General features: G+C 44.7%; 19 protein-coding genes and 1 other annotated feature. Of the genes, 3 read left to right on the forward strand and 16 right to left on the reverse strand.

Annotation, left to right across the window (positions count from 1 at the left end; genetic code table 11):
* Positions 1 to 174 precede the first annotated feature (174 nt).
* The 4 genes from ELZ47_RS07145 to ELZ47_RS07160 all read right to left on the reverse strand — a co-directional run bounded on the left by ELZ47_RS07145 (position 175) and on the right by ELZ47_RS07160 (position 3,045).
* Positions 175 to 591, reverse strand: coding sequence for a GNAT family N-acetyltransferase (locus ELZ47_RS07145; protein ID WP_126435687.1), 417 nt, complete (start codon positions 589 to 591; stop codon positions 175 to 177).
* Positions 592 to 641: 50 nt separating this feature from the next.
* Positions 642 to 1,307 carry an ABC transporter ATP-binding protein gene (locus ELZ47_RS07150; RefSeq protein WP_126435688.1) on the reverse strand — a complete coding sequence of 222 codons (666 nt, stop codon included), beginning with the start codon at positions 1,305 to 1,307 and terminating at the stop codon, positions 642 to 644.
* On the reverse strand, positions 1,308 to 2,369 hold the full coding sequence (locus ELZ47_RS07155) for an ABC transporter permease (RefSeq protein WP_164549579.1): 1,062 nt from the start codon (positions 2,367 to 2,369) through the stop codon (positions 1,308 to 1,310).
* 67 nt (positions 2,370 to 2,436) lie between these two features.
* A complete protein-coding gene (locus ELZ47_RS07160) occupies positions 2,437 to 3,045 on the reverse strand; it encodes a TetR/AcrR family transcriptional regulator (RefSeq protein ID WP_126435689.1) in 609 nt (202 codons plus the stop codon).
* Positions 3,046 to 3,154: 109 nt separating this feature from the next.
* Between ELZ47_RS07160 and ELZ47_RS07165 the strand changes: the two genes are divergently transcribed.
* The gene (locus ELZ47_RS07165) at positions 3,155 to 3,880 is read left to right on the forward strand and encodes a hypothetical protein (protein WP_126435690.1); all 726 of its coding nucleotides are present in this window, start codon (positions 3,155 to 3,157) and stop codon (positions 3,878 to 3,880) included.
* Positions 3,881 to 3,970: 90 nt separating this feature from the next.
* Here ELZ47_RS07165 and ELZ47_RS07170 read toward each other — a convergent pair whose 3' ends face one another.
* Together ELZ47_RS07170 and ELZ47_RS07180 are read right to left on the reverse strand one after the other, a co-directional pair.
* Entirely contained in the window at positions 3,971 to 5,008 is a 1,038-nt protein-coding gene (locus ELZ47_RS07170; protein WP_125332067.1) for a zinc-binding dehydrogenase, read from the reverse strand.
* A gap of 331 nt (positions 5,009 to 5,339) precedes the next feature.
* Positions 5,340 to 5,810, reverse strand: coding sequence for an SP_0198 family lipoprotein (locus ELZ47_RS07180; protein ID WP_125332069.1), 471 nt, complete (start codon positions 5,808 to 5,810; stop codon positions 5,340 to 5,342).
* Positions 5,811 to 6,026: 216 nt separating this feature from the next.
* On the opposite strand from ELZ47_RS07180, the gene ELZ47_RS07185 reads away from it, so the two are divergent.
* A complete protein-coding gene (locus ELZ47_RS07185; RefSeq protein WP_164549580.1) occupies positions 6,027 to 7,172 on the forward strand; it encodes a cobalamin-independent methionine synthase II family protein in 1,146 nt (381 codons plus the stop codon).
* A 124-nt stretch (positions 7,173 to 7,296) separates the two neighbouring features.
* Here the strand turns inward: ELZ47_RS07185 and ELZ47_RS07190 are convergent, their stop codons facing one another.
* From ELZ47_RS07190 to trpX, 9 genes are all read right to left on the reverse strand, one after another.
* The gene (locus ELZ47_RS07190) at positions 7,297 to 8,124 is read right to left on the reverse strand and encodes an alpha/beta fold hydrolase (protein WP_126435691.1); all 828 of its coding nucleotides are present in this window, start codon (positions 8,122 to 8,124) and stop codon (positions 7,297 to 7,299) included.
* A gap of 150 nt (positions 8,125 to 8,274) precedes the next feature.
* The gene (locus tag ELZ47_RS07195) at positions 8,275 to 8,667 is read right to left on the reverse strand and encodes a YbgA family protein (RefSeq protein WP_125332075.1); all 393 of its coding nucleotides are present in this window, start codon (positions 8,665 to 8,667) and stop codon (positions 8,275 to 8,277) included.
* Between the two features lie 184 nt (positions 8,668 to 8,851).
* Positions 8,852 to 11,257 carry a phenylalanine--tRNA ligase subunit beta gene (pheT, locus tag ELZ47_RS07200; protein ID WP_125332077.1) on the reverse strand — a complete coding sequence of 802 codons (2,406 nt, stop codon included), beginning with the start codon at positions 11,255 to 11,257 and terminating at the stop codon, positions 8,852 to 8,854.
* A gap of 246 nt (positions 11,258 to 11,503) precedes the next feature.
* Positions 11,504 to 12,013: a GNAT family N-acetyltransferase gene (locus tag ELZ47_RS07205; RefSeq protein ID WP_125332079.1), complete on the reverse strand. Its 510-nt coding sequence runs from the start codon at positions 12,011 to 12,013 to the stop codon at positions 11,504 to 11,506.
* A gap of 45 nt (positions 12,014 to 12,058) precedes the next feature.
* Positions 12,059 to 13,108, reverse strand: a complete 1,050-nt coding sequence (gene pheS / locus ELZ47_RS07210; RefSeq protein ID WP_125332081.1) for a phenylalanine--tRNA ligase subunit alpha — start codon at positions 13,106 to 13,108, stop codon at positions 12,059 to 12,061.
* A gap of 282 nt (positions 13,109 to 13,390) precedes the next feature.
* Positions 13,391 to 14,125 (reverse strand): ABC transporter permease, encoded by a 735-nt coding sequence (locus ELZ47_RS07215; RefSeq protein WP_164549581.1) that lies wholly within the window; start codon positions 14,123 to 14,125, stop codon positions 13,391 to 13,393.
* Positions 14,122 to 14,871, reverse strand: coding sequence for an ABC transporter ATP-binding protein (locus ELZ47_RS07220; RefSeq protein ID WP_164549582.1), 750 nt, complete (start codon positions 14,869 to 14,871; stop codon positions 14,122 to 14,124). Before ELZ47_RS07220 ends, ELZ47_RS07215 begins: the two co-directional genes overlap by 4 nt.
* Before the next feature lie 220 nt (positions 14,872 to 15,091).
* Entirely contained in the window at positions 15,092 to 15,391 is a 300-nt protein-coding gene (locus tag ELZ47_RS07225; RefSeq protein ID WP_125332087.1) for an AbrB/MazE/SpoVT family DNA-binding domain-containing protein, read from the reverse strand.
* 110 nt (positions 15,392 to 15,501) lie between these two features.
* A complete protein-coding gene (gene trpX / locus ELZ47_RS07230) occupies positions 15,502 to 16,509 on the reverse strand; it encodes a tryptophan ABC transporter substrate-binding protein (RefSeq protein WP_125332089.1) in 1,008 nt (335 codons plus the stop codon).
* 122 nt (positions 16,510 to 16,631) lie between these two features.
* Positions 16,632 to 16,865: a binding site (T-box leader), on the reverse strand.
* A gap of 172 nt (positions 16,866 to 17,037) precedes the next feature.
* Here trpX and fbpA point away from each other — a divergent pair.
* Complete coding sequence (gene fbpA, locus ELZ47_RS07235) at positions 17,038 to 18,687, forward strand: Rqc2 family fibronectin-binding protein FbpA (protein ID WP_125332091.1); 1,650 nt, start codon at positions 17,038 to 17,040, stop codon at positions 18,685 to 18,687.
* A gap of 185 nt (positions 18,688 to 18,872) precedes the next feature.
* Here the strand turns inward: fbpA and ELZ47_RS07240 are convergent, their stop codons facing one another.
* Positions 18,873 to 26,276: a CshA/CshB family fibrillar adhesin-related protein gene (locus ELZ47_RS07240; RefSeq protein ID WP_126435692.1), complete on the reverse strand. Its 7,404-nt coding sequence runs from the start codon at positions 26,274 to 26,276 to the stop codon at positions 18,873 to 18,875.
* Positions 26,277 to 26,360: the final 84 nt, after the last annotated feature.

Below are 26,360 nucleotides of genomic sequence, written 5' to 3' on the forward strand. Positions count from 1 at the left end.
CAAAAGTCCTAGCCTCTCAATTGTCTTTGGATTGTCGAGCAAGACGCAGTGGTTGAGTGGGCTCTACTACGCTGATTTCATCAGCTTTTACAGTCCTACTCAACTGTGCGGAGGTGGGACGACGAAATCGAATTCTAACGAATTACCGATTTCTGTCCCACTCTCTCTATAATTTTACTTTTTATCAGGTGCATAAATCATGCCAGTACAGTCGAAATCTTCCTGTCGGCGAAAGCCGAGCTCTCGATAAAAAGCTAGATTTTTATCTGACTGCTCCGTTGCCAGCTGGATTTGGTAAACTTCCTTAAATCTTTCTAGCGTCTGTTGAACAAGGCTTTGGCCAATCCCCTGACGCTGGTAGTGTGGATACACCAGCAAATCCTGAATAAAGACAATGGTAAGCCCATCTCCGACCACTCGGATCAAACCAACCAACTTATCTTCATCATAGGCCGCCATCACAAACAAGGACTGATGGAAGGCCTGCTCTAACTGCTGAGGACGATTAGTATAATTGCTCCAATTAACCGAATCATAGAGGTCTAGCACTGCCGCAAAATCTAGCTGAGGATTTGTTTTATAATGAATCATAGTCCTCTCCTTGTTTTTTAACTGTTTGATTGCAAAACACTTCTAAAGCTTTATCGAACTTGAGTCAGCACTCCATCTTGCATCTCATAGACCTTATCAACCTCGTCCAGCAGGCGGGTATCATGGGTAATCATGACCACACTCTTATGAAATTTCTGAGTCACCTCTTTGAGCAGATGGACCACGCGCTTAGCCCGCTCTGTATCCAGACTAGCTGTCGGCTCATCAGCCAAGATAATATCAGGGCTATTGTAAAGGGCTCTAGCGATAGCAGCCCTCTGCCGTTCTCCGCCAGACAATTCTTTCGGATACTGCTTGAGAGTTCCTTTTAGATCCAGCAACTCAATCAGACTGTTTAGATCCGTTCTTTCCTTTTTAGATAAGCGGTCAATCAGCTGGAACTGGTCTTCGATTTTCAAAAAAGGAATGAGATTGGAAGCCTGCAAAATAAAACCAAAATCATTGAAGCGTAGGGCTGCTCGTTCCTTTTCCTTGAGCTGGGAGGTATCTTTCCCATGCAGCAGAATCTGTCCTTTTGAGGGAGTTTGCAAATGCCCCAGCAAGGTCAGAAAGGTTGTTTTACCCGAGCCTGACGGCCCAATAATAGCTACAAACTGCCCCGCTTCAAGTTGGAAATCAGTTGGCTTCAGGGCTTGAACCAGCGTATGTCCCTGACCATATTCTTTTGTAACCCCTTTTAGTTCTATGATTGACATTTACTCACCTCCAATCGCTGTGATAGGGTCAATTTTCAGAACCCGATGAATGGACAAGAGCCCGCCAGCCAGTGACATGAAAACAATCAGGACAATCAATCCAGCATAAGCTCTCCAGTCACTGTAAAAAGGCATAGAAGCCGGCAAGACTAGCTGGGTTCCCAAGAGAGCCAAGACAGCTAAGCTGATTCCCAGAGTAGACAGGATGAAAATCTGCCAAAAAATAGAAGCAATAATCTTCCCACTGGCAATCCCTTGGGCGCGCATAATACCGTAAAGATGCGTCTTTTGGATGGTAATGATGTACATAAAAATTCCCAATACCAAAAATGTAATCAGAACCATGGCACCAATCATGAAGGAAAAAGTCAGTACCTGAGGCTGATAACCAGGTATATTTTCTATAAAATCACTCATAGAGAGCTGACTAAGTCCAGCTTCTTCAATCTTCTGACCATCCTTGACCACAAGTGCACTGATATTCTTAACCTGACTAGAGCCGTACTTTAATTCCCTAAAATCTTCCAGCGTCATGAAGAGAACTGGCTGAGTTAAGAAGCTGTTATCCTCTGTGAAACCAACAACCTGATAAAGACGCTCACTGCCATTGAGCTGGAGCTGGTCGCCTAGTTTCACACCTTTTTGCTGCAGGCGCTTATCCGCAATAACTTCATAAGCAGTCTCAGCAGGACGTCCCTCAATAATGTCAGGCGCTAGAAAACTATCCCAAGAGAGACCAAAAACCTGAGCATTGATTTTATCAGTGCCATCTTCATAATTGGCCACTGCCGCCGTCTGTCCCAAAGCAGCGATTGAGTCGCCTTGAAGCAGGCGGCTGTACTCCTCTTCCTTGAGAGTCGAAGAAACCAGATTCTTATTTGCGTACTCCGACAAAACGATCGACTCAGCCTGCCATTGGTCCAAAGCCAAGCGATTGAGCCTAGCCAAACCAACGGAAAGACTGGATAAAAAGAAAACCATATAGGTAATGAGAAAGACCATAGCAACCACTAAACGATAGCGCCCTCGGCTGTAGACAATCTCTTTAAAAGCTAAAAACACGGCTACCCTCCTTTGAGATATACGAGACTATTATATCATAAAGCAGCAAACTGGAAAAACTATCCTGTCAATTACCCTCCATATGCTCTCTGACAAAACCCGCCAGACCAACAGCAGTCACCCTAGTGTGGAAATCACTCATTTCCTGTGACTTATAATGAGGATGAGCCAACCAGTAAGTCAGTGTTCCCATAAAGGACGCGGCTTGATGATTCAGCAGCAAGTCCACCTCTACCTCTTCTATAAACGCGTCAGCTAAAGAAATACTATGCGAGAAAATCTCCCTCAGAGCTTTCTGCAACCTCAACGAACTAGTAGGGCTACCATTGGGTCCCAAAAGAATGGCTAAGTCTTCCAAGTAAGGCTCAAAAAAATGAAAAAGATTTTGTTCTTCATGAATGTAGTCTTCCACTTTAAAATCCTTTTCTAACTTGAACAGTCGGTCAGATTTTATTGCATCTTGATAATAGGCCAGCAAATCACCTAGCAACTGGTCTTCTATCTTCTCTAACAGATCATACTTGTCCAGGTAATGCCGATAAAAGGTACTACGATTTACCTCTGCCAAGTCAATCAGCTGACGAATACTGATAGTCTCAAAAGTCTGCTCTTTCATCAGCCGCAGCAAGCTAGTCTCTATCCGCTTTTCTGTCTTTCTTCTTTTTTTCTCATACATGCCATTCACCTCAAAATGCAACAGTCTATCTAAAATTGATGCTTGTATGTCATCCAGCTCCCACTATATAATAAATATAAGCAGAAGACAAGAACAAGAGGATTAAAAAATGAAGATTATTATCAATCAAAAGGAAGTCAGTCAAGAAAGAATTGAGCAATGGCGGAAGCAGAGAATCCATAAAGCAGCTAAGATACTTAATCTACAGCTGCCGAATACTGACAATACGGAGATTTTAGACCAGGCCCTACTGGAAGCAAAAATGAAGCTGACATACGAGGAGATAATCCAGACAATAGGAACCAAACTCAAATGGAGCCAATATTTGATGGAATGGGCAGCCAAATGGTCCAAGAAACCACGAAAAAGAGCTATTGTAACGATTTTTGCAAGTGGACTGACTGCTGCTTCTTTCAGTAAAAGGCTAGAAAAATTAATGTTAGAAAAGACAGATACTCATAAAAGAGTCAATCTTGGTGCCTGTCCAGACCATTATGCCTTGCAGCCGCACAGTGGCAAACTTGAAGTCATTGAGACTGCAGGAAACAGCCCACTGCCAACACAGTTTTTTCTTGACCTTGGTGGTGAAGCTGAGATAGAGGAGCCTCGTGATGCGTCTTATCCCTTCCAAACTGTCGGTGCCGCCAGTCTAGCGAATGGTAGCAATATCGGTGGAATTCGCCATCAGTTTCGCGACACAGAAAAAGGCCTAGAAGCCCGATTCTGCGTCGAATTCCCCAGCCTTTGTCCAGACAGCCTTATCAAAGAACACCAGCTCCATCTGGCCGCCGAATGGTTAAAGTGGATAGCTTGGTGCAGAGAGCAAAAAGAATGAATTTCCTTTCATGAAAAGAACTACCAAGCCACACAAAAACAGCCCACTGCCATCTTAAAGAGACCGCAGCAAGGCTGTTTTCTTCTACACCTAATCAAAGACAATCATGGACTTAATAGTCTTGCGTTCATCCATGTCCTTATAAGCTTGGTCAATTTCATCCAGCCTGTACTCACTTGTAAAGACCTTGCCCGGATTAATATCACCATCAAGAACTGCCTTGAGCAAGATTTGCTTGTCGTAAGTCGTGACAGAGGCTGCACCGCCTGCAACTGTAATATTTTGGGCAAAGGTAGAACCAAGAGCTCGGTTATTATAGTGAGGCACACCGACAAAGCCTAAGCGGCCACCGTTGTGAAGGACTCCCAGAGCTTGATCAACAGCTGCTTCTGTCCCGACACATTCCAAAGCTGCATCTGCCCCGCCACCTAGAATCTCACGCACTTTGGCAATTCCTTCTTCGCCACGTTCTGCAACAATAGCTGTCGCACCTGACTCTAAAGCCATCTTTTGTCGATCTTCATGACGGCTCATGAGAACGATTTGGGAAGCACCACGCATTTTAGCCGCAATAACAGCGCATTGTCCAACAGCTCCGTCACCAATCACGACAACCTTATCACCAGGCTTGACGTCTGCCACTCGTGCAGCATGATAGCCAGTTGGCATGACATCAGCCAGTGTCAAGAGTGATTTGAGCATTCCTTCTGTATAATCAGAAGGCTGACCCGGAATTTTGATAAGAGCCCAGTTAGCAAATTCGAAGCGCATATATTCTGCTTGTACCCCGTCTGACCAGTTATTCCCAATATGAGAATCACAAGTGCCATCAAATCCTGCTCGGCAGGCATCACATTGCCCGCATCCATGAGTAAACGGCGCAATAACAAAATCGCCAGGTTTAACAGTCGTTACTGCATCACCGATTTCTTCGACAATTCCAATCGCTTCATGCCCACTATTTTGATGGCCTGCTTCAATATCTGGACTGCGGTAGCGCCATAGGTCAGAGCCACAGACACAGGTCCGAACAATCCGAATAATGGCATCATCTGCCTCAATGATTTGCGGACGAGCAATCTCAGTAAGTCCAACTTGGCCTGCTTTTGTATAAACTGCCAATTTCATCGTTTCTTCTCCTTTGATATCTTTATAGTAACTATTATACAACTTAGAGCACCCTTCAAGTCAAATTTTTTACATCATTTAATATAAAATTCTTATAAAAAAGAGAGTGGGACAGAAATCGGTAATTCGTTAGAATTCGATTTCGTCGTCCCACCTCCGCACAGTTGAGTAGGGCTGTAAAAGCTGATGAAATCATCGTAGTAGAGCCCACTCAACCACTGCGTCTTGCTCGACAATCCAAAGACAATTGAGAGGCTAGGACTTTTGTCCCAGCCTCTAGTTTGATTTCCTCACTGCTCATCCTGTTGTCCTGAGCAGAACAAGAAGCACTTTACTGCTTGGTAAAGGTCAGAGTGTCTGGATCATCATCCAATTCGTCCACAATCAGCTGATTGCCATTTTGGCGGTAACTTTTGACATCATCGCCGACTATCAGTCTTTGATTAGCACTGTCTACTTGTACCTGCTTGATTTCCTTACTGCCATCGACCTCGGTCTCAGTCCAAGTACCAGTCGTACCATTGATTTCCAGGACATGCTGGTCACCATCATGGTCGGTTGCTTGGTAGCGCCCGTCTATATTAGTAGCCTGCCCTACATTTGATGATGAAGAAGTCTGATTAGAGGAAGATGCGGCTGATGACTGCGAAGTCTGATTCTGCGCAGATTGTGATGTTTGGCCTTGTGTATTCTGTGATGAACTAGTATTCCCTCCCTGGTTAGTATTGCCTGAGCAAGCAGCTAATAGGACTGCTGCTGTCAGAGATAGAATTCCGATAAAGGCTTTTTTTGTAATAGTCATATTCTTTTCTCCTTTTTTCTACACTTGTAGTTTATACTTATATTCTACACTTGTCTGTTTTATTTGTCAAGAAAAAATAGTTTTTATCATAAGGAAATACACCCTAAGCGCTAGCAATAGTTTTCGGATATACCCTACCAGCAGAATTAACTATTTTATTTGCAGAGAAATTTTCGATACAATAGACCATAATCCCTAATGAAAGTGAGAAATCTTATGACAAAATCAAAATTCCAACTGGTTGGATCACTTCTGCGCCCAGAAAATCTGCGCCAGTATAAGACAGAAATTGAGCACCGCGATGATATTCAATACCCCTTCTACGACAGCTTCCCAGGCTACCATGAGACGGAGACAGCTGACATCAAGGAGATTGTTGCTGAGCAAAAGGCAAAGGGAATTGACATCCTGACAGATGGAGAATACTCCAAGTCTATGTGGCATCTGGACTTTGTCTGGGGACTTAAGGGAATCGAGCGCTACATTGCTGACCACGGCTATACCTTCAAGGACCACGACGGCGGGCAATATGAGACCCGTAAGGACATTGGTATCCGCATCACAGCACCACTCTTTGGTAAAAATCATCACTTTATCGAGATTTATAAGCTAGTCAAGGATGAGGCTGCTGGTGAAGATACCAAGCTGACTGTCTGGGGACCTGCCCATGCTTATACTGAGTTAGCTGTCTTTGACCGCTTGGCGGGACCAGGACAAGTTTATGAGACCAATGAAGACTTGAAAAAAGGCTTGATTCAAGCTTATAAGGAATTTTTGGACGACTATAAGGCCGCTGGCGGACAGATTATCCAGTTTGACGACTGTCTCTGGGAACTCTTTGACGAGTCCAATCCTGCCAGCTTCTTTGCTGAAGGCAATGCTAGTCTGGCTGACCTAGCAGATGAGTTTGTCGCTATTAATAACGAAGTCGTAGACTATGCTCATGAGCTTGGACTGACTGTCTGGACCCACAACTGCCGTGGTAACTACGAAAGCCGCTCTGCTGCTGAGGGTACCTACGAAGCTATCGCAGAAAAATTCCTGCGCGACCAACATTATGATCGCTACTTCCTAGAGTGGGACAGCGATGTAGCTGGTGATGTATCAGCTCTAGCAGCTTTGAAGGACAAGAATGCGGAAGTCGTTTTAGGACTGCTCTCCAGTAAGACGACAGGCTTGGATGACGAAAAACGCGTCCTAGACCTCCTCGAGAAAGCAGCAACCGTTCTACCGAAAGAGCGACTCCTGCTCTCCCACCAATGCGGCTTCGCCTCTTGTGACTCTGGAAACGAACTCACCATTGAGCAACAATGGGCCAAAATCAAACAAGGCCAAGAAATCGCCCAAAAATTCTGGGGATAATAAGCAAAAAAAGCGGTATAACCGCTTTTTTCTATGATTTTAAAATCAATTTTGGGCTGAATTAGATTTATTTGATGAACTCCAGTTTCATCTGCATCTGTTCAACATATTAAATCTTGTAGTATCAGGAAAGTTCAATTCGCTTGAGCCAATTTTCAACTAAGGCAGTAAAGAGAGCCTCTTGATCTATCTGCGCATTGTGACCAGCAAGATCCATTACAGCATGAGTTGCCCTTGGATAATAGTGAGACAGTTGCGCTAACTGCTGGAAGCCCACGACTTGGTCCTGCTTTCCTGCTATAAAAAGGCTGGGCTCGTCATAGCCCTTTTCCTGTATCTCTTGATCCACTTCAAACGAAAAAGAATAGTTTTCTTGCAGCTTTTGGATAAAGGGAGCATTCATCATCTGAAGCCCTGCTAGGATTTCTTTTTCAAACCGTTGATAAGTTTCTTTAGTCTGTAAAATCGCTAAATCAACGAAATCTTCGCTTTTGCCTACTATATCAAACCCAACATCTCTAATTACCAGAGTATCTTTAGGCAAAATTCTTTCTTTCGGATTGGGTACAACTACTGGACAAATTAGCAACAAACCATCAATCTGCGAATTTTTCTTAGCCAAAATTCCTCGAGCAAGATAACCACCATAAGACTCTCCAGCTAAGAGAAAGCTGTGTCCTCCGATTACAGTTTCTATAAAGTTCAGGAGCATCTCTAAAATCTCATCCGCACTTGCAAAAGCAGGATTGGCATCAGACCTACCCATGCCAGGTAAATCTAAATAAATCCTTTTATAGTCAGAATGTTTCTCAAAAATGGGTTCCAAACATCCTTCCATCAATTCAGATGAACAGCCCAAACCATGAATTGCCAAGACTGGCTTTCCTTGACCAATCACTTTATAATATAATTTATTTCCCTGATAAGTAAAAAACATTTTTTCTCCAATCATACCTTAAAGACGCGTTTTGCTCAAGGTGGATCTTTTATCGAAACCAGTCAAAATAATATTGTTTATGAGCCTAACAAATTATTCTTATCATCTACACCCCTCAAAGCTACTAGACGAGCAAGCTTATTCTTTCCCCTTGATTTCAGTTCCTCATTCTTCATCACCAAATAACAAAGTGGATTTCTGCAGATAAGGATTAGGATACTTGACTAGCAGGTCCCTTACAGCTCTTACCAAGTCTTTTTTCTCAGCCTGACCGGATTGGTAACGAAGTAAAAGATGCATAAAATCTTCCTTTTCAGCTGAGCTGGCTTTCTTCTTAAAATAACCCCAAACATGCTGAAAGGCATTGCTGACCTGACCGCGATTTTCAGGCAGGGCTATCGCCTGATCAATCAAGTCTTGAACATGTACTGCTTCCACCGAGTCACTTTTTAGATATTGGCGGATTTCCAGATAGATCTTACTGGAATGACTGAGAACCAGATATTTATTTCTAGCCCAAAGAGTCTGACATTGGGAGATTTGGTTTGAATTTTCCATGATTAGTTTTCCTACTGATTTTCAATTTCGAATACTTCTCGTTTCGCCTACATCTTTGCTCTTATCCTAGCAATAAGCTTGCCATAATAGAAAGCAAAGCGAAACTGCAAATCAACTATGATTTGAATAGGATTTCGAAGAGTATCAATCAAAATCCCCAATCACATGACTGGGGAATAGTTCATTAGCGAACTTCTGCACCGAGTTTTTCGGTAAGAGATTTTTCGATTTTTTCCATATATTTAGCCACTTCTTCGTCGGTCAGACTGGCTTCTGGATTTTGGAAAGTCAGGCTGTAGGCCATGGATTTGAGGCCGACACCCAGCTTGTCACCAGAGAAGATATCAAAGAGCTTAATATCGGTCAAGCGCTTGACACCAGCTGCTTGGATTGCATCAAGGACCTCTTGGTGAGTGATTTCAGCCTTGAGCAAGAGTGCCACATCCCGGCTGACAGCTGGGAATTTAGTGATTTCTGTAAACGGCTGTGCTGGCTGGAGCTGCTCTTCGATAGCCGACAAATTGAGCTCAGCCACATAAGTTTCAGGAATATCGTAAGCCTTGGCTGTCGCAGGATGGACTTGGCCGACAAAGCCGACAGGCTGGCCATTGATAGAGATTAAAGCAGTCCGACCAGGATGCAGGCTCTTAATCTGGCTGCTAGCCTCGTATTCAGCTGTCAAGCCTAACTTAGCAAAGAGTGCTTCCACCACACCCTTAGCATAGAAGAAATCAACTGCCACTGGCTTGGTCTGGAAGTCTTTTTCATTAACCAAACCTGTCAAAGCAAAGGCAAAGCTATTGATTTCATTTGGCAGTTCTTCCTTAGGATTGCCAGTCTGCTCAAAAACTTTTCCAATTTCATAGAGGGCTAGATTCTTATTTTTACGAGCCACATTGTAAGAAATAGAATCCAAAATACCAGAAACCATGTTCTGACGGAGAACAGAACGCTCCACTGTCATCGGCCACATGAGCTCAGTCAAGTTACTAGGATTGAGAGTGAACTCAATCGCCTTTTCTGGCGTCGTCAAAGCATAGGTGATGATTTCTGTCAGCCCAACTCCTTCTGCTAAAGTCCGTACTTGACGGCGCAGTTGCTGCGTTGCAGTCAATTCACCAGCTGTCCCGTCATCTTTTGGCAGGCTAGCTGGTAATTTGTCATAGCCGTAAATGCGGGCAATTTCTTCATAGAGATCCGCTTCAATTGAAATATCCCAGCGACGGCGAGGGACACTGACAGTGAACTGTTCAGCATTTCCTGACAAGCCAAAGCCAAGTCTGCGGAAGACATCCACAATATCTGTATAAAGTAAATCTGTTCCCAAAACTCGGTTGACATCCGCGAGACTGGACACCACTTCTACATCACTAGTGTCTAAGCTACCAGCAGATACGATACCAGCCTGAACAGTTGCACCTGCCAAGTCCGCAATCATACTTGCTGCCGCATCCAAAGCTTCATTGACAGTTGCTACATTGATGCCTTTTTCAAAGCGGGAAGATGATTCCGAACGCAGATTAAGGCGACCGCTGGTCTTGCGGATTGATTTTCCATCAAAAACAGCCGCCTCCAGAACAACACGAGTGGACTTACCGGAAATTTCAGTCGCTGCACCGCCCATGACACCAGCCAGAGCAACTGGCTTATCCGCCACAGTAATGACTAGGTCGCTGACTTCCAGCTCGCGCTCTTCGCCGTCCAGTGTCACCAGTTTTTCACCAGCACGCGCTTCCAGGACGACAATCTGGTCACCCTCAAAAGTATCCAGATCAAAAGCATGCATGGGCTGACCAAAGTAGAGCAGGATGTAGTTAGTCACGTCCACTACATTGTTAATCGGACGGATTCCTTCGTTCATGAGAAGATTTTGCAGCCACTGAGGACTTGGCGCAATGGTGACATTTTCCAAGATACGAGCTGCGTAATAAGGGGCTTTCTCTGTCTCAAGGGCTACTGAAAGACTGTCAGCTGCCTGCTTTTCATTCTCCACCAGTGGGAAGTCTTTGAAACGTACAGACTTGTCATAAATCGCAGCCACCTCATGAGCCACCCCACGCATAGACAAAGCATCTGCCCGGTTTGGCGTGATGGAAAGCTCGATAATCTCATCGTCCAAGTCCAGATAAGAGAAGACTTCCTCACCCGGCACTGCTTCTTCAGGCAGGATTTGAATGCCATCCGCAAATTCCTTTGGCACGACAGAATCAGAAATACCTAGCTCACCCAGAGAGCAGATCATACCCAGTGACTCCAATCCACGGATTTTTCCTTTTTTAATCTTATAATTGTCCGCAATGCGAGCACCCGGCAGAGCCACCATGACCTTGATGCCTGCACGAATATTTGGAGCACCGCAGACAATCTGACGGTTCTCCTCTTCTCCGACATTGACTTGACAAACATGCAGGTGGGTATCAGGAACATCCTCACACGATACCACCTCACCAACGACAATTTTTGACAGGCCAGCAGCTGGTGATGTCACACCTTCTACTTCAATTCCTGTCGTTGACATTTTCTCAGCCAGCTCAGCGCTCGCCACATCAATGTCTACTAACTCTTTTAACCACTTATAACTTACTAGCATATTTAAGATACCAAGGGCGTCAAAAACGACTGAAAAACAGGAGATTAACTAAGCATTCGACGAATGATCGCAAATCTATCTTTTTTCGAGTTTTTAGCCCGGGTTCAATTCCTTTCTCTATTCTATCGCTGAGGGACTAGACCGACCAAATTTTAGGGATTTGTCTGAAATCCTGATTTCAGAAACAAATCATCTAAATTTAAAGCTTTTAGGTCGTATTCATTTCCTCTCTTTAAAGTTTCTTGTTTATTTCAATTTCTTGCGCAGCAGCCAGTCGGTGTCTACTGTCTCACCAGTGATATAGTCGTGCTGGCTGAATTTTTCAAAGCCGTATTTGAAGTAAAAATCTTGAGCTCTAAAATTCTTCTCCCAGACGCCCAGCCAGACCCAGTCAAAACCTCGTTTTTTGGCTTCTTCCAAGGCAAATTCAAACATTTCCTTGCCTAATCCCTGACCATGATAGGCTTTCAAAACGTAAATTCGCTGAACCTCAAAGGCCTGTGGCAGTTCTTGCTCTGTTTGAGCCTGTCCCCAGTTTACCTTGAGAAAACCAGCAATTTCACCGCCTTTGACAACAAAATAAGTCTCTGACTCAGGGTCTGCCAGTTCCTTTTCGATAGTTGCAAGCGACAGCTCATTGTCAAAATAATGAGCCATATCAGCTTCCTTGATAAATGGACCAAAGGTTTCTTGATAGGTCGCGACTTCCAACTCTCGCAGGAGGTTCGCTTCTTCTTTTTTGACTCTGACTAGCATACTGCACTCCTTTCTCAGAAAAGCTGCATCTATGAATATAGGTTTCTACTTAAACTGCTGAGAAAAACGAATATCTCCTTGGTAGAATCCACGAATGTCGTTGATACCGTAGCGGAGCATAGCTACCCGCTCTTGGCCAAGACCAAAGGCAAATCCAGAGTATTTCTCTGCATCAATGCCGCTCATTTCCAACACGCGCGGATGCACCATACCAGCTCCCATAATCTCAATCCAGCCGGTCTTCTTGCAGACATTACAGCCGGCACCACCACACTTAAAGCAGGAAACATCCACTTCAACAGACGGCTCTGTGAACGGGAAGTAAGACGGACGCAGACGGATACTGCGATCTTTGCCGAACATCTTCTGGACAATCAGCTGCAGCGTTCCTTGCAGGTTTGCCATGGAAATATTTTCTCCAACCACCAAACCTTCAATCTGATGGAATTGGTGTGAGTGAGTCGCATCATCAGTATCCCGACGGAAGACACGCCCCGGTGAGATCATCTTAAGTGGCCCTTTAGAAAAGTCATGAGCATCCATAGCTCGGGCCTGTACTGGACTGGTGTGGGTTCTGAGCAGGATCTCCTCTGTAATATAGAAAGTGTCCTGCATATCCCGTGCTGGGTGGTCCTTAGGCAGATTCATCCGCTCAAAGTTGTAATAGTCCTTTTCCACTTCAAAGCCGTCCACGACCTGATAGCCCATCCCGATGAAGATATCTTCAATTTCTTCACTAGTTTGGCTAAGAATATGACGGTTCCCAACCGGAATTTGACGGCCTGGCAGGGTCACATCCAAGGATTCCTCAGCCAGTTTCAGAGCTACTAATTGCTCTTCCATCTCTTGAGCAGTCTTTTCAAAGGCTGCTGTCAGAATATCACGCGCTTCATTGACATGCTTCCCGATAATCGGCCGCATTTCAGCTGAAATATCCTTCATCCCTTTCAGGACTTCAGTCAGCGAACCCTTCTTACCCAAGACTGCTACACGCAAGTCCTGCAGTTCCTTTTGATTCTCAGCCTTGAGCTGCTTGAGAGAAGCTAGAGTCTCTTCACGTAGGCTTTTCAGTTGTTCTTCAATCGTTTTCGTCATTTTCCCTCCAAAATAAAAAGCGCGCCAATCTCCATAAGCGGAGCGTTGACACGCGGTACCATCCGTTTTTTATCTGGCAAGCCAGACCTTACTTATCAATCCTAGAGCAAGTGAATTCGCCTAGCTTTCATCTAGAGAGCTTTCAGTCGCTGGCTCCCCTCCCTGTTAAACTTCCCCTAGGTTACTGGTCTTGCGGATTGCTATTTAGTTATATTTCATTCTAACAGATTTCTAAACATTTCGCAAGCTAATCCAGCTGATTTCCACGCTCGAATGGAAGCCCTAGCCTTTCATCCTCTTTTTGAAAATCCAGACAGAAGGGATAAAGAATAGGAAAGCATAGAGAAGAACCCAAAAAAGATGAGGCAAAAGTGAATTCAAATCTTGAGCCAATGCCAACTGAACAACCTTTGCTGCATGGGCAAATGGCAAGGCATTGCAAAATGCTTCAAAACCACCTCCTATCATCTCAATCGGAAGCACTGCTCCACTGAGAAAAACCGTAGCATTGACAAGAATAGTTCCAAAACCACTGACTGCATTACTGCTAGAGAAAGCTGACCCTAAAAGCAAGCCCAAAGAAATAAAGAGCAGAGCTACTGGGATCAAAACCAAGAGGACGTAAAAAGTTCCCAGATTTAAGGATAAGCCAAAAATCATTGCAGTCGCAAAACTGGCTATGCCCTGTAAAAGAGCCAGAGGCAGAACTGGAATCGAATACCCTAAGATATAATCCACGCTTCTAAGCGGTGTAGATAGGAGACGCATGAGAAAAGAGTTATTGCGGTCCGTGGCCATTAAACTGCCGACAAAAATAGTCAGCCAGGAAGCACCAAATACCATCATACTAGGAGCAAAATTTTCAATGGAAAAGATAGCTGGCATCCCTTTGAGGCTCTGTTTCATAAGGGACAGGGCGATAATCAGAAAGACAGGAAAACCAATTCCCATCAAACTGCTGACATAATCACGCATGATTTCTTTGAAATTGCGCTTTGCAAAAATGAAGGCTCTCATGCTAATTCCCCTCCTTCCGTATAGGACAAAAAGGCCTCTTCAAAATCCTTCTTGCCGGAAGCTTGGATAATTTCCTCTGCTGTTCCCAAGATCTGCACCACTCCCTTATCCATAATGCAAAGTCGGTCGGCCAAAGCCTCGGCTTCTTCTAGATAATGGGTAGTCAGAATAACTGTGACTTTTCCCTTTAGTTGCTCAATATTCTTCCAAAGTTCTCTTCTAGCTCGCACATCCAGACCCAAGGTCGGCTCATCTAGGAAAAGAATCTTGGGCTGACTGATTAAGGCCATGGCAATACTGAGCTTACGCTGCCAGCCACCTGACAAGGACTTGGCTCGATCATCCTGCCTATCCGTCAGGTCAAATGTCTCCATCAGATGCTCTGTCTTTTGCGCCGCTTCTTCCTTAGAAAATCCATATAGACGAGCAATCATCTCCAGATTTTCCTTGACTGTCAGCTTGGGAGCAACAGCTGTTTCCTGAGGTGAAACATTAATCATTTCCTTGACAGCATCTTCCTCCTTGCGGATACTATGGCCTAGCATCAGGGCATCTCCTATCGTCGGCTCAACTAGACAGGACAGCATCTTAATCGTTGTTGTCTTCCCCGCACCATTAGAGCCCAGCATGGCAAAGAATTCACCTTCTTCAATTTTTAGATTCAAACCATCAACAACCGTTTTTGAGCCGTATTGCTTGGTCAAATCCTGCATCTCAACTGCATACATAAGGACATCTCCTTTCATCAGATATGAGGAACTAAAAAACGAAATGTTATTTAAAGATATGACTTTGACATCTAAAGCTAGTCACAACTTACTCATTTAAATAAAAACTAAGCTATTTTAATTCAATCTCGAAAGAGTTTGGTATAAGTTGTATAACTTCTTATACTTATTATACACCCATTCATTAGTAGTAGCAAATAAAAGCAAAAGAAAAAATCTGCTTGAGCAGATTCCGATTTTATAAATCACTTTTTGAACTTTTGTCTCCATTGAAGGTCTGATTAAATAGATCTTCATAGAGCTCGTAACGCTGGATGGCAATGCCTTGCTGGGCATCTGCAAAGAGGACCAGAGCATCCCCAGGTTGAATTTCAAACATATCTCTCACTTCTTTGGGAATGACAATCTGCCCCTTGGGGCCAACCTTGACCGATCCCATATAGCGGTTTTTTTGAATATCTTCTTCCATTCTTTCTTGACTAACTCCCTTTCCGCTTCTATCTCTTCGTAAAATCCACTGGAGCAAACTGCACTTCATTTGCTCTTCCCATTCACTTGAGCCAATTCTATTATACAACTGCGAGAAAGGTTTTACAAGAAGAGACTATCGAGAAAAAGAAGCCTGTCAAGCAACAGACTTCCTTCTTTCTATTTAATAACCTGACCTGCTTCTTTCAGAACATCTTCTGGTACAGTAATGCCAAGTTCTTTGGCATTTTTGGTATTGATAACAGATTTACCTGTATCAAAAATATCTACTGCAGTGTCAGCAGGTTTGGCACCTTTAAGGACTTTAGCTGCCATTTTACCAGTCGCAACACCTAGGTCATACTGGTCTACAACGACAGAGGCAAGACCTCCTTCTTCTACCATGGCCGTCGCACTTGGATAAATCGGTTTCTTAGCTTCTTTATTGCTGGACACAACAGTCGCAAAAGCTGATGCAATGGTATTGTCAATTGGAATCCAGATAGCATCAACCTTGCCAGTCATGACATTCATGGTTGAAGCAATTTCATTGGTCGAAGGAACAGAGTATTCCTCTACCTTGTAGCCTGCCTCTTCAGCCAATTTTTTGAACTCTTCCACCTGAGCTTTGGAGTTGTCTTCGCTGCTAGAGTAGAGCGCACCGATAGTCTTAACATCTGGAGTCAATTTTTTAATCAGCTCTAGCTGTTGCTTAGCTGGATTGCGGTCAGAGACACCAGTGATATTGCCACCTGGCTTGTCAAGATTTTTCACTAGGTTTGCTCCGACCGGATCTGTGATAGCTCCCATGACAATAGGCTTGTCCTTAGTAGCTGCAGCCAGTCCTTGGGCAGACGGAGTTGCAATCCCAATCAGCACATCATTGTCATTGGAAACCAGCTGTTTGCTCATAGTAGAGACCTTACTCTGATCGCCCTCAGCATTCATAAAGTCAATCTTAATCTTGTCGCCTTTATAGCCTTCCTCAGCCAGACCATCCTGGATCCCTTTGTAAATCAAATCCAGCGAAGGGTGGCTGACATACTGCAGCACGCCGACCTTGACTGTCTGACTGTCACTACTAGTCTTAGTGGTGTTGCCTTTACTGTTCAAGCTGGAATAGACAATCCCACCGATTGCCAAAACGGCCAGAAGGCCTAAGATAGTGATTAATCGTTTGTTTTTCATGTTCTTTCTCCATTTCTATGTTTTATATTTTTTGTTCAATCCCTAGGGACGCCATCGTTTAAACATAGGTAATTCTCCTTTTTTTATAATAAGCAACAAAAAATCCTCACACAGGTATTCTGTGTGAGGGCGAAAATCGCGGTGCCACCTCAATTATGGAAAATAGCTAATATTCCCCATATCTCTGTCTTGTCATCAAACAAGCTGCACTGTAAGGTGTGCATACCGAATTCTTATTGTTTCAAATTCATTTTATCAATTAGCCCAATTTCGTAAAGATTTGCTGCTCATTTCCACCAACCACGAGCTCGCTAAAAACAAATGCATCTACTACTTTTCTAATTTCCTATATTTTAAGTTTTTCCTGAAAAGATGTCAAGACCTTTTTGAAAATTTTTATAAAATGTTCGGATTTAATTTATAGAGGCAGTTATAGGCAAAAATTAAATTGCTTTTTGGCGAGACTTTAGAAGCTTTTAGCTTGGTTTTTTGTTATAATTTTCTGTAGCAACTTTCAAGGAGAAAAACATGTCTTTCGACGGATTTTTTTTACACCACATGACAGAGGAGCTCCGCCGCGAATTGCTGGGCGGCCGTATTCAGAAGATTAATCAGCCCTTTGAACAAGAGCTGGTTTTACAGATTCGCAGCAACCGCCAAAGCCGCAAGCTGCTCCTATCAGCTCACTCGGTCTTTGGGCGCGTTCAGCTGACAGATACCACGTTTGAAAATCCAGCTGTTCCCAATACCTTTATCATGGTTATGCGAAAATACCTGCAGGGCGCTGTCATTGAAGCAATCCAGCAAGTGGAGAATGACCGGATTTTGGAAATCAGCGTCTCCAATAAGAACGAAATCGGAGACAGCGTGGCTGTGACTCTGGTCATCGAAATCATGGGCAAGCACAGCAATATCATTCTCTTGGACAAGGCTAGCGGTAAGATTATTGAGGCCATCAAACATGTCGGATTTTCACAAAATAGCTATCGAACCATCCTGCCGGGCTCAACCTATGTCGCACCGCCTCAGACGGGCAGTCTCAATCCTTTCACTGTGGGTGATGAAAAGCTCTTTGAAATCCTGCATACTGAGGACATAGAGCCCAAACGCCTGCAGCAAATTTTTCAGGGATTGGGTCGAGATACGGCTACTGAACTCAGTGGCCGTCTGACAGCTGACAAGCTCAAAACTTTCCGAGCCTTCTTTGCCAGTCCGACTCAGCCAAGCCTGACCGAAAAATCCTTCTCTGCTCTGCTATTTTCCGACAGCAAGACCCAAATGTCCACGTTATCCGAGCTTTTAGACACTTTCTATAAGGACAAGGCGGAGCGCGATCGGGTCAACCAACAGGCCAGCGAGCTCATCCGCCGAGTAGAAAATGAGTTGGAAAAGAACCGGAAAAAGCTGGGCAAGCAAGAGGAAGAGCTCCTAGCAACGGAGAATGCAGAAGAATTCCGCCAAAAAGGGGAACTCTTGACCACCTTTCTCCATCAGGTACCAAACGATCAGGATCAGGTAGAGCTAGACAATTACTACACAGGTGAGAAGATTATCATCTCACTTGACAAGGCCCTAACCCCCAATCAAAATGCTCAGCGCTATTTTAAACGCTACCAGAAGCTCAAGGAAGCTGTCAAACACCTGACCAGTTTGATTGAGGAGACACGGACTACGATTCTCTACCTAGAGAGCGTGGAAACAGCCCTTGCTCAGGCCAGCCTGACTGAAATTGCGGAAATTCGGGAGGAACTAATCCAGACTGGCTTTATCCGACGACGCCAGAGAGAGAAAATCCAGAAAAGGCAGAAACCGGAGAAATATTTGGCAACTGATGGCCAAACCATTATCCTGGTTGGTCGCAACAATCTACAAAATGATGAGCTAACGTTTAAGATGGCTAAGAAGGACGAGCTTTGGTTTCACGCCAAGGATATTCCAGGCAGTCATGTGGTCATCACAGGTAATCTTCAGCCCAGCGATGAAGTTAAGACTGACGCTGCCGAGCTAGCGGCCTACTTTTCCAAGGCCAGACTCTCTAATCTGGTTCAAGTGGACATGATTGAGACTAGAAAACTCAACAAACCAACTGGTGGCAAGCCAGGATTTGTCACCTATACGGGCCAGAAAACCCTGCGTGTCACACCAGATGAAGAAAAGATTAAGAGTATGAAGATGTAGACTTATCTTCTTTGAAAATAGGTCATTCTTGGCAGCGAGACAGGCATTAGTAAACGGAAACACTCTGTTTCTCTCTATCATGCTAATTATGTGATACTAATAAAGAGGTAAAACTTACGTTCTACCTCTTTTTGCGTTCTCGTGAAATTCTTCTTGTTCAAGAAGGAAATTTCTTCAAGCCTATGTTAATCTTCAGACTTTTTCTTTCTCTTGTCTAAGCCAATCAGTCCCAAACCTGCTACTCCCGCAAGCAAGCCTGCAGCCAAGTATGAGGTTTCTTCTGAGCCAGTCTTAGGAAGGGATTGTGCGCTCTCGCTCTTGGAAAGAGACGGCGGTGCAGGTGTAATCGTCCGCTCTGGCTGAACAGGAGCTTCTGTCACAGTCGGAATATAGACTGCTGAAATCGTCTGACCATTGCGGTCTTTGCGAATCACTGTCACGCCGTCAGCTTGACCGACAAAGCCCTTTTCCGGTACAAAGGTCACAGTGCCATCTGGCGCAATCGTGTAAGTACCTTGGCCTGGAACTGCCTTTTCGGTGCTGCCATCCTCGAAAGTTGGCGGAACGGTTTGATCCACGTCTCCTTCAAAGATAGGTTTACCAGTCTGAGGCTGGCCTTTGAGACCCGTGCTGCCGGTATCTTCTGTATCAGTGCTTCCCAAAACAGTTGGGGTATAAGTAGCCGTCACGGCATTGCCATAAATATCTGAACGCCTCACGACAACTCCGCGAGCAGTTCCGACAAAGTCAGCTTCCGGCACAAAGGTGACTGCCCCCAGCATGGTGAACCGATAAGTTCCTTCTCCTGGGACAACCTTTTCGGTGCTGCCATCCGCAAAGGTCGGTGCTACCGCTTGGTCAATCGCCCCTTCAAAGGTTGGCGTGCCCGTTTGAGCTTGGTCTTTGCGACCACTAGATACGCTGTCCTGACTGGTTGATGGTGCAACCACGGTCGGAATATAGCGAGCCGTCACTGAGGTGCCATTCTTATCGCGACGGACAAGGGTCACACCGCTTCCCTGACCAAGGAAATCAGCTTCTGGAGTGAAGGTGACTGTACCGTCTGGTGCGATGGTGTATGTTCCCTGACCCGGAATTGTCTTTTCTTTGCTTCCATCTTCGAAGCTTGGGGCAATCGTCTCATCAATCGGAACAAGAGGATCACCTGCTTCGAAGATAGGTTTGCCAGTCTGAACATGACCTTTGATATTTATAGAGGTCGCATCTTTACCAGTTGGAGTTACCCTGACAAACTCTGGACTGTAAGTTGCAGTGACTGGCGTACCGTTCTTGTCAACACGTTTCACAATTACTGAATCTGGCTTACCTACAAACTGCTTGTCTGGCGTGAAAGTCACTGCGCCATCTGGAGTGATGGTGTAAGTGCCCTGGCCTGGAATGGTCTTCTCCTTACTTCCATCTTCGAAAGTTGGCTCTGCTGAGCCATCAATTGGAACCAGTGGATCACCGCCTGCGAAGGTCGGTGTGCCAGTTTGAGGGACACCTTGAGGACCGGTGCTGGTTGCATTGGTGCTGGTTGGAATCACTTCTTTCACTGCTGCTTGATATTTGACGGTTACTGGAGTTCCATTCGCATCAGTCCGAGTCAATTCCAGTTCTGGCGTTTCACCCTTGAATTGCTTGTCTGGTGTGAAAGTTACCTTACCGTCTGCGTCCACTTCGAACTTACCGACATTTAGCACTTCTTTAACTGCTGAACCATTATCAAACAGTGGAGTTGAGCCCGCTGGGAATGGAACGGAATCATGGCCTGGAGTGAAGATAACATGACCTTCTTGAACCTGACCTTGCAAGCCTTCTGTCTTATCACCAGTACCAGTTGGAGTTACTTTAGTGAACTCTGGACTGTATGTTGCAGTTACTGGCGTGCCATTCTTATCGACGCGTTTTACAGAGATTGGATTCGGTTTACCTACAAATTGCTTGTCTGGCGTGAAAGTCACTGCGCCATCTGGAGCAATCGTGTATGTTCCTTGACCTGGAATAGTCTTCTCCTTACTTCCATCTCCGAAAGTTGGCTCAACTGTTTCATCAATTGGAACTAGTGGATCACCACCCGCAAAGGTTGGAATGCCAGTTTGAGGGACACCTTGAGGACCTGTGCTCGTTGCACTAGTACCAGTTGGAGTCACTTTCGTCACTGTCGGAGTATAAGTAGCGGTTACTTCTGTACCATTCTTATCCACACGTTTCACAGTGACTGGTGTTGGTGTACCAATATACTGTTTCTCTGAAGTAAAGGTGATAGAACCATCTGAGTTAATTGTGTATACCCCTACTCCCTGAACAGTCTTTTTAGACTGACCGTCTTCGAAGGTCATTGGACTATCCATGTCAATCGGAACAGCAGAGTCGCCTGGACTGAAAGTTGGCTTGCCACTTTGCGGTTGACCTTGAAGGCCGGTTGATTCAGCATTGGTGCTGGTAGGCGTTACCCGTGTTACCGTTGGCGTATAGGTAGCAGTCACTTCTGTTCCGTTTTTATCTACACGCTTAACAGTAACTGAAGCTGGGGTACCCACATACTGTTTGTCTGGGGTAAAGGTGATAGTACCATCTGAGTTGATGGTATATTCCCCTACTCCTTGAACCGTCTTCTTAGGCTGACCATCTTCAAAGGTCATTGGAGAATCCGTATCAATCGGAACAAGTGGATCACCACCTTGGAAGCTTGGGTTACCTGTTTGCGGAACACCCTGAGGACCTGTGCTTGTCGCATCGGTGCCTCTTGGAACCACTTCTTTCACCACTGCTTGGTATTTGACTGTAACAGGAGTGCCATTGGCATCGGTGCGAGTCAATTCAAGTTCCGGTGTCTCACCCTTAAACTGCTTGTCTGGCGTGAAGGTCACTTTACCATTTGCATCTACTTCAAACTTACCGACATTCGGTACTTCTTTCACTGTTGAATTATTATCAAACAATGGTGTTGAATTCGCTGGGAACGGAACAGAGTCGTGCCCTGGGGTGAAGGTCACTTTACCTTCTTGAACCTGACCTTGCAGGCCTTCTGTCTTGTTTCCAACACCAGTTGGCTTTACAGCCGTTACTGTTGCTTGATATTTTGCCTTCGCAAGGGTACCGTTGACATCTGCGCGACTGACTTCAATTTCTGGCGTTTTACCTACGAATGTCTTAACCGGTGTAAAGGTAATATTACCATAAATATCCACTTCAAACTTGCCAACATTCTCAATTTCTTTCACATTGGTACCAGTGTCAAAAACTGGGGTACTGTCTACTGAAAAGCCAACTTCTGGTCTTCCTGCTTCAAAAGTAATCTTACCATTCTGAACCAATCCTTGTGGACCTTCAGTCCGATCGCCAGTTGCGTTTGGAATAACTTCTTCAACAGTAGGAGTGTATCTAGCTGTCACTTCGGTTCCATTCGCATCTACACGTTTGACCGTCACTGGGGTCGCCTTGCCAGTAAATTTCTTCTCCGGCTTAAAGGTAATGGAACCATCTGAATTAATGGTATAAGTTCCTTGATCAGCTACTACTAACGTGTCAGTCCCATTTTCAAAGATCATTGGCTTGGTCATGTCGATTGGGACTGCTTGGTCACCTGGGGTAAAGATCGGCTTGCCGCTTTGTGGTTGTCCTTGCAGGCCTGTTGACTCAGCATTGGTGCTTCTTGGTGTGACCCGTGTTACCGTTGGAGTGTAAGTAGCAGTAACTTCAGTGCCATTCGTATCTACACGTTTAACTGTAACTGGTGTTGGTGTACCAACATACTGTTTCTCAGGTCTAAAGCTGATAGAACCATCCGAGTTGATGATATATTCCCCAACTCCTTGAACAGTCTTCTTAGGCTGACCATCTTCGAAGGTCATTGGACTATTCGTATCAATTGGAACAGCTGAGTCGCCAGGAGTGAAAGTAGGTGTACCTGATTGTGGTAGACCTTGAAGACCAGTGCTAGTCGCATTGGTACCTATAGGAACCACTTCTTTCACCACTGCTTGGTATTTGACTGTAACAGGAGTGCCATTCACATCTGCTCGAATCAATGTCAGCTCAGGAGTGGTCCCCTTAAACTGCTTGTCTGGCGTGAAAGTCACCTTGCCATTAGCATCCACTTCAAACTTACCTACATTTGGCAATTCTTTAACAGTCAAATCATTGTCAAAAAGTGGAGTTGTTTCAGCTGGAAACGGCACAGAATCATGACCTGGTGTGAAAGTAACATGACCTTCTTGAACCTGACCCTGCAATCCTTCAGTTTTATCACCAGTACCAGTCGGAGTTACCTTGGTAACAGTTGGTGTATAGGTTGCTCTTACTTCGGTGCCATTTTCGTCAACTCGTTTGACCGTAACGGGTGCTGGGGTCCCGACGTATTGTTTATCTGGGGTAAAGGTAATAGAACCATCTGAATTAATGGTATATTCCCCTATGCCAGCAACGGTCTTCTTAGGCTGACCATCGTCAAAGGTCATGGGCTTGGTCATATCGATTGGGATCGCTGAATCACCTTCCTTGAAGACTGGCGTTCCTGTTTGTGGAACCCCTTGAGGACCTGATGAAGTAGCAGGTGTGCTGGTTGGTGTAACCTTGGTCACGTTAGGTGTATAGGTTGCAGTCACTTCTGTGCCGTTGGCATCTACGCGTTTAACCGTCACTGGAGTCGCCTTGCCAGTGAATTGCTTAAGTGGCTTGAAGGTAATGGTATCATCTGAATTGATAGTATAAGTTCCTTCATTCGTCACTTCCAAGGTGTCCGTCCCATTTTCAAAAGTCATGGCTTTGCTCATGTCAATTGGGATTTGTTGGTCACCTGCAGTGAAAGTTGGCTTACCACTTTGTGCTTGACCTTGAAGACCAGTTGATTCAGCATTGGTACTTCTTGGCGTTACTTGGGTTACCTTAGGTTGATAACGTGCTCGGTGTGCTTTACCATCGGTATCACTGACTTGAACTACCACTGGGTCTGGCATGCCATAAAAAGTTTTGATAGGTTTGAAAGTCACTTGACCGGTATTTGGATCCAATTCATAGGTCCCGACTTGCTGGCCATTGGCCATGGCAGGCACCGTATTTTCTGTTACCAGTCGTCCATTCGCATCCACAAAGCTAGCCGAACGAGCAGCTTCTGGCATGACAGGGGTCGTATTCGCATCATCATCGTTAAAAACTAGCGTTTTGTTTTGGTCTAAACCTTGAATACCATTTGATTCGTAGTTTGGAATTTTACGGACTGTTGGTACATAACGGCCATCCATTGTAATCAATTGATCATTCTTATTAGGGTCAGAAGCATCTGTCGAAGTCCAACCAGTCGAGGTACCATTGCTGTCAGTCCAACTGATGTTAATACCCTCAGCCGTCCCTGAGAAGTCCGCATTTGGAGTGAAAGCAACTTGAACATCATTGCCATTGACGGTCAAGTGATAGGTCCCTTCTGGACGAATATAGTTATCATCAACGGCTGTCAGAACTTGGCCTTGCTTATCCAAAATCTGAGGCGTTTGGGTGCTCATAACTGCATTGACACTGTCGTCTGAGCGATCCGTTCCTTTAGGTGTGAAGTGAAGGACAGCAGTTTGAGTCTCGCCTGTAAAGCCGTCTGTAGTCTGCTTCTCCCCCTTTGGAGGATAAATACGGTGCAAGAGCATATCTTCTACTTCCCCACTAAAGGCAATACCGGTTGGTTGCTCAATATCGCCTTTATTAGTCGCAATTCGGAAACGCATACCCAATTTGTCCACTTGACCGCCACTAATATTGGGGTTGGCATTGAAGGTCAAGGTATAGTCACCAGCAGCTGTAATCTCTTGTAGGTTGCTACCTTCGCTTTCATTGAAGACTCCATCATTGTTGAAGTCTATCCATGCCTTGACATAAGATTTAGCATTGCCATTTGGGTTAGCTTTGATTTTAATTGTGTAAGTTCCATTTTTTGCTTTGTCTAAATCAAGCAAATCATTAGAAGCACTTAATTGATCGTCCGCTAGTAATTGGCTGGCCCCCTCGTCCTTGTGTTCCTTTTTATCATCCAGAACCCAATTATTAGCTGTATCAACATCAATGTCTGCTGGAGTAGTCCCTAAGTAAGGCTGATTAATTAGCTTACCAGTCAGAGAATCACGACCTGAAATGGTATGGAAGGCTTCGCCATAAGTCGCTGGCGCATCACTGCCATCCACCACTAAGAATCCCATCATCATAGCCTGTTGCCCAGATGATGCTACATAGAAACCTACTTCAGATGCCCCACGCGTCATCACCACAGGAACCGTCCGTTCGTTAGAGCGGTTTGGCCCAAAGACCTGAGTCCCCAAGCCACCTGTCACTGTATCCGGACTGAGGTATTTATACCAGTCTACGCTTGTATCTCTTAAGATTAAGAGACCTCTTCTCTTTACATTTTCATCATCCAACATTTGCTTGGTAATAACGGTATAGGCTTCTTTGGCAGTACTCTTATTCTTCCATTCACCGAGATATTCCCATCCTTCTCCGTTAGTAGTGAAGATAGCAAATTCACCTGGGTTGGCATCTTCACCATCGGCCATAACCACCGTAGGGGCTACGCGCTTGCCTAGATAGGTAGCTTCAATTTGGAATTTTACTCCCCAGTTGGTTGAGTTCTCTGGGTAAACCAGCTGGGTCTTTCGTCCTTGCGTATTGAACCCTTGATCACGGATGGCAGTCCATTGATTCTGAATAGCTCCTGTCACCGAAGGAGGGGTTTGACCATACTTTGCTGCAGACTTTAAATATCCATTCTGAGCATTTGGGTCATAAGTATTTGCTGTCGGTGTTCCTTCAACCCGTTTTCTATAAGTTTCAGTCGAGTTAAAAGGTTTAAGCTCAGTGACCGTCAGGGTTACTTCATAGCCCGGTGAAATTTCCTTTTTGAAGGTAGTTCCTACTTGGAGTCCGCCTCGTGAATCCAATCCTTTCCAACTTGCAGTATCCGAAAAATCAAGCCAAGTAATCTGTTTGGCTAATTGGGTACTATCTTTCTTGACAGATTCCTCCAAGCTTGGTTTAGGTACTCGTGGCGTAGAGGTAGCATCATCTGCCCCAGCTGGTCCAGTACCTATCGGAACTCCAGTTGTTACGCTGTTCTGTTGTCCAGTAGTTGTAGCATCCCGTCTCACACGACGAGAGCGATTAGGCTGAGATACATCTGCTATTGCTTCTGACTTTTCAGCCACGACAGCCGCGTTAGATATTTCTGGGTGAACAGTGATTGGTTGAGTATTCTCAACTGATTTAGTTGCTGTAGATTCAGTAGATCCTTCAACTTTCTCAGTCTCTGAGCTTCTGGGACTAGTATTATCATCTGATTGAGGAATCTCAGTAGCAAAAGCAAGTGCTGAACTTCCTTTTGCTTGTAAATGTTCAGAAGCAACAGTTTCAGCAGAATTCACTGATGATTCGGCTATTCCTGTTTGCGAAACTTCGTTTTGGACACCAGAATCACTAGCTTCGTCAGCACTAACTTGTGCCGCTGCTCCCAAAAGAAGCAGGGTTGACAAGAGCACAGAACAAACACCGACGTTTAGTTTTCGAATCGAAAACTTACGCAGGTGAGGATTAAATAAATCTTTTCCCATAATAATCTCCTAAATAATCATCTAGTTACAATAGTTTTATTATACAACATTCCTTTTTAGTTAGCTATATATATAACTATAATT

It is taken from the genome of Streptococcus sanguinis, from assembly GCF_900635155.1.
Classification (GTDB): Bacteria; Bacillota; Bacilli; order Lactobacillales; family Streptococcaceae; genus Streptococcus; species Streptococcus sanguinis_G.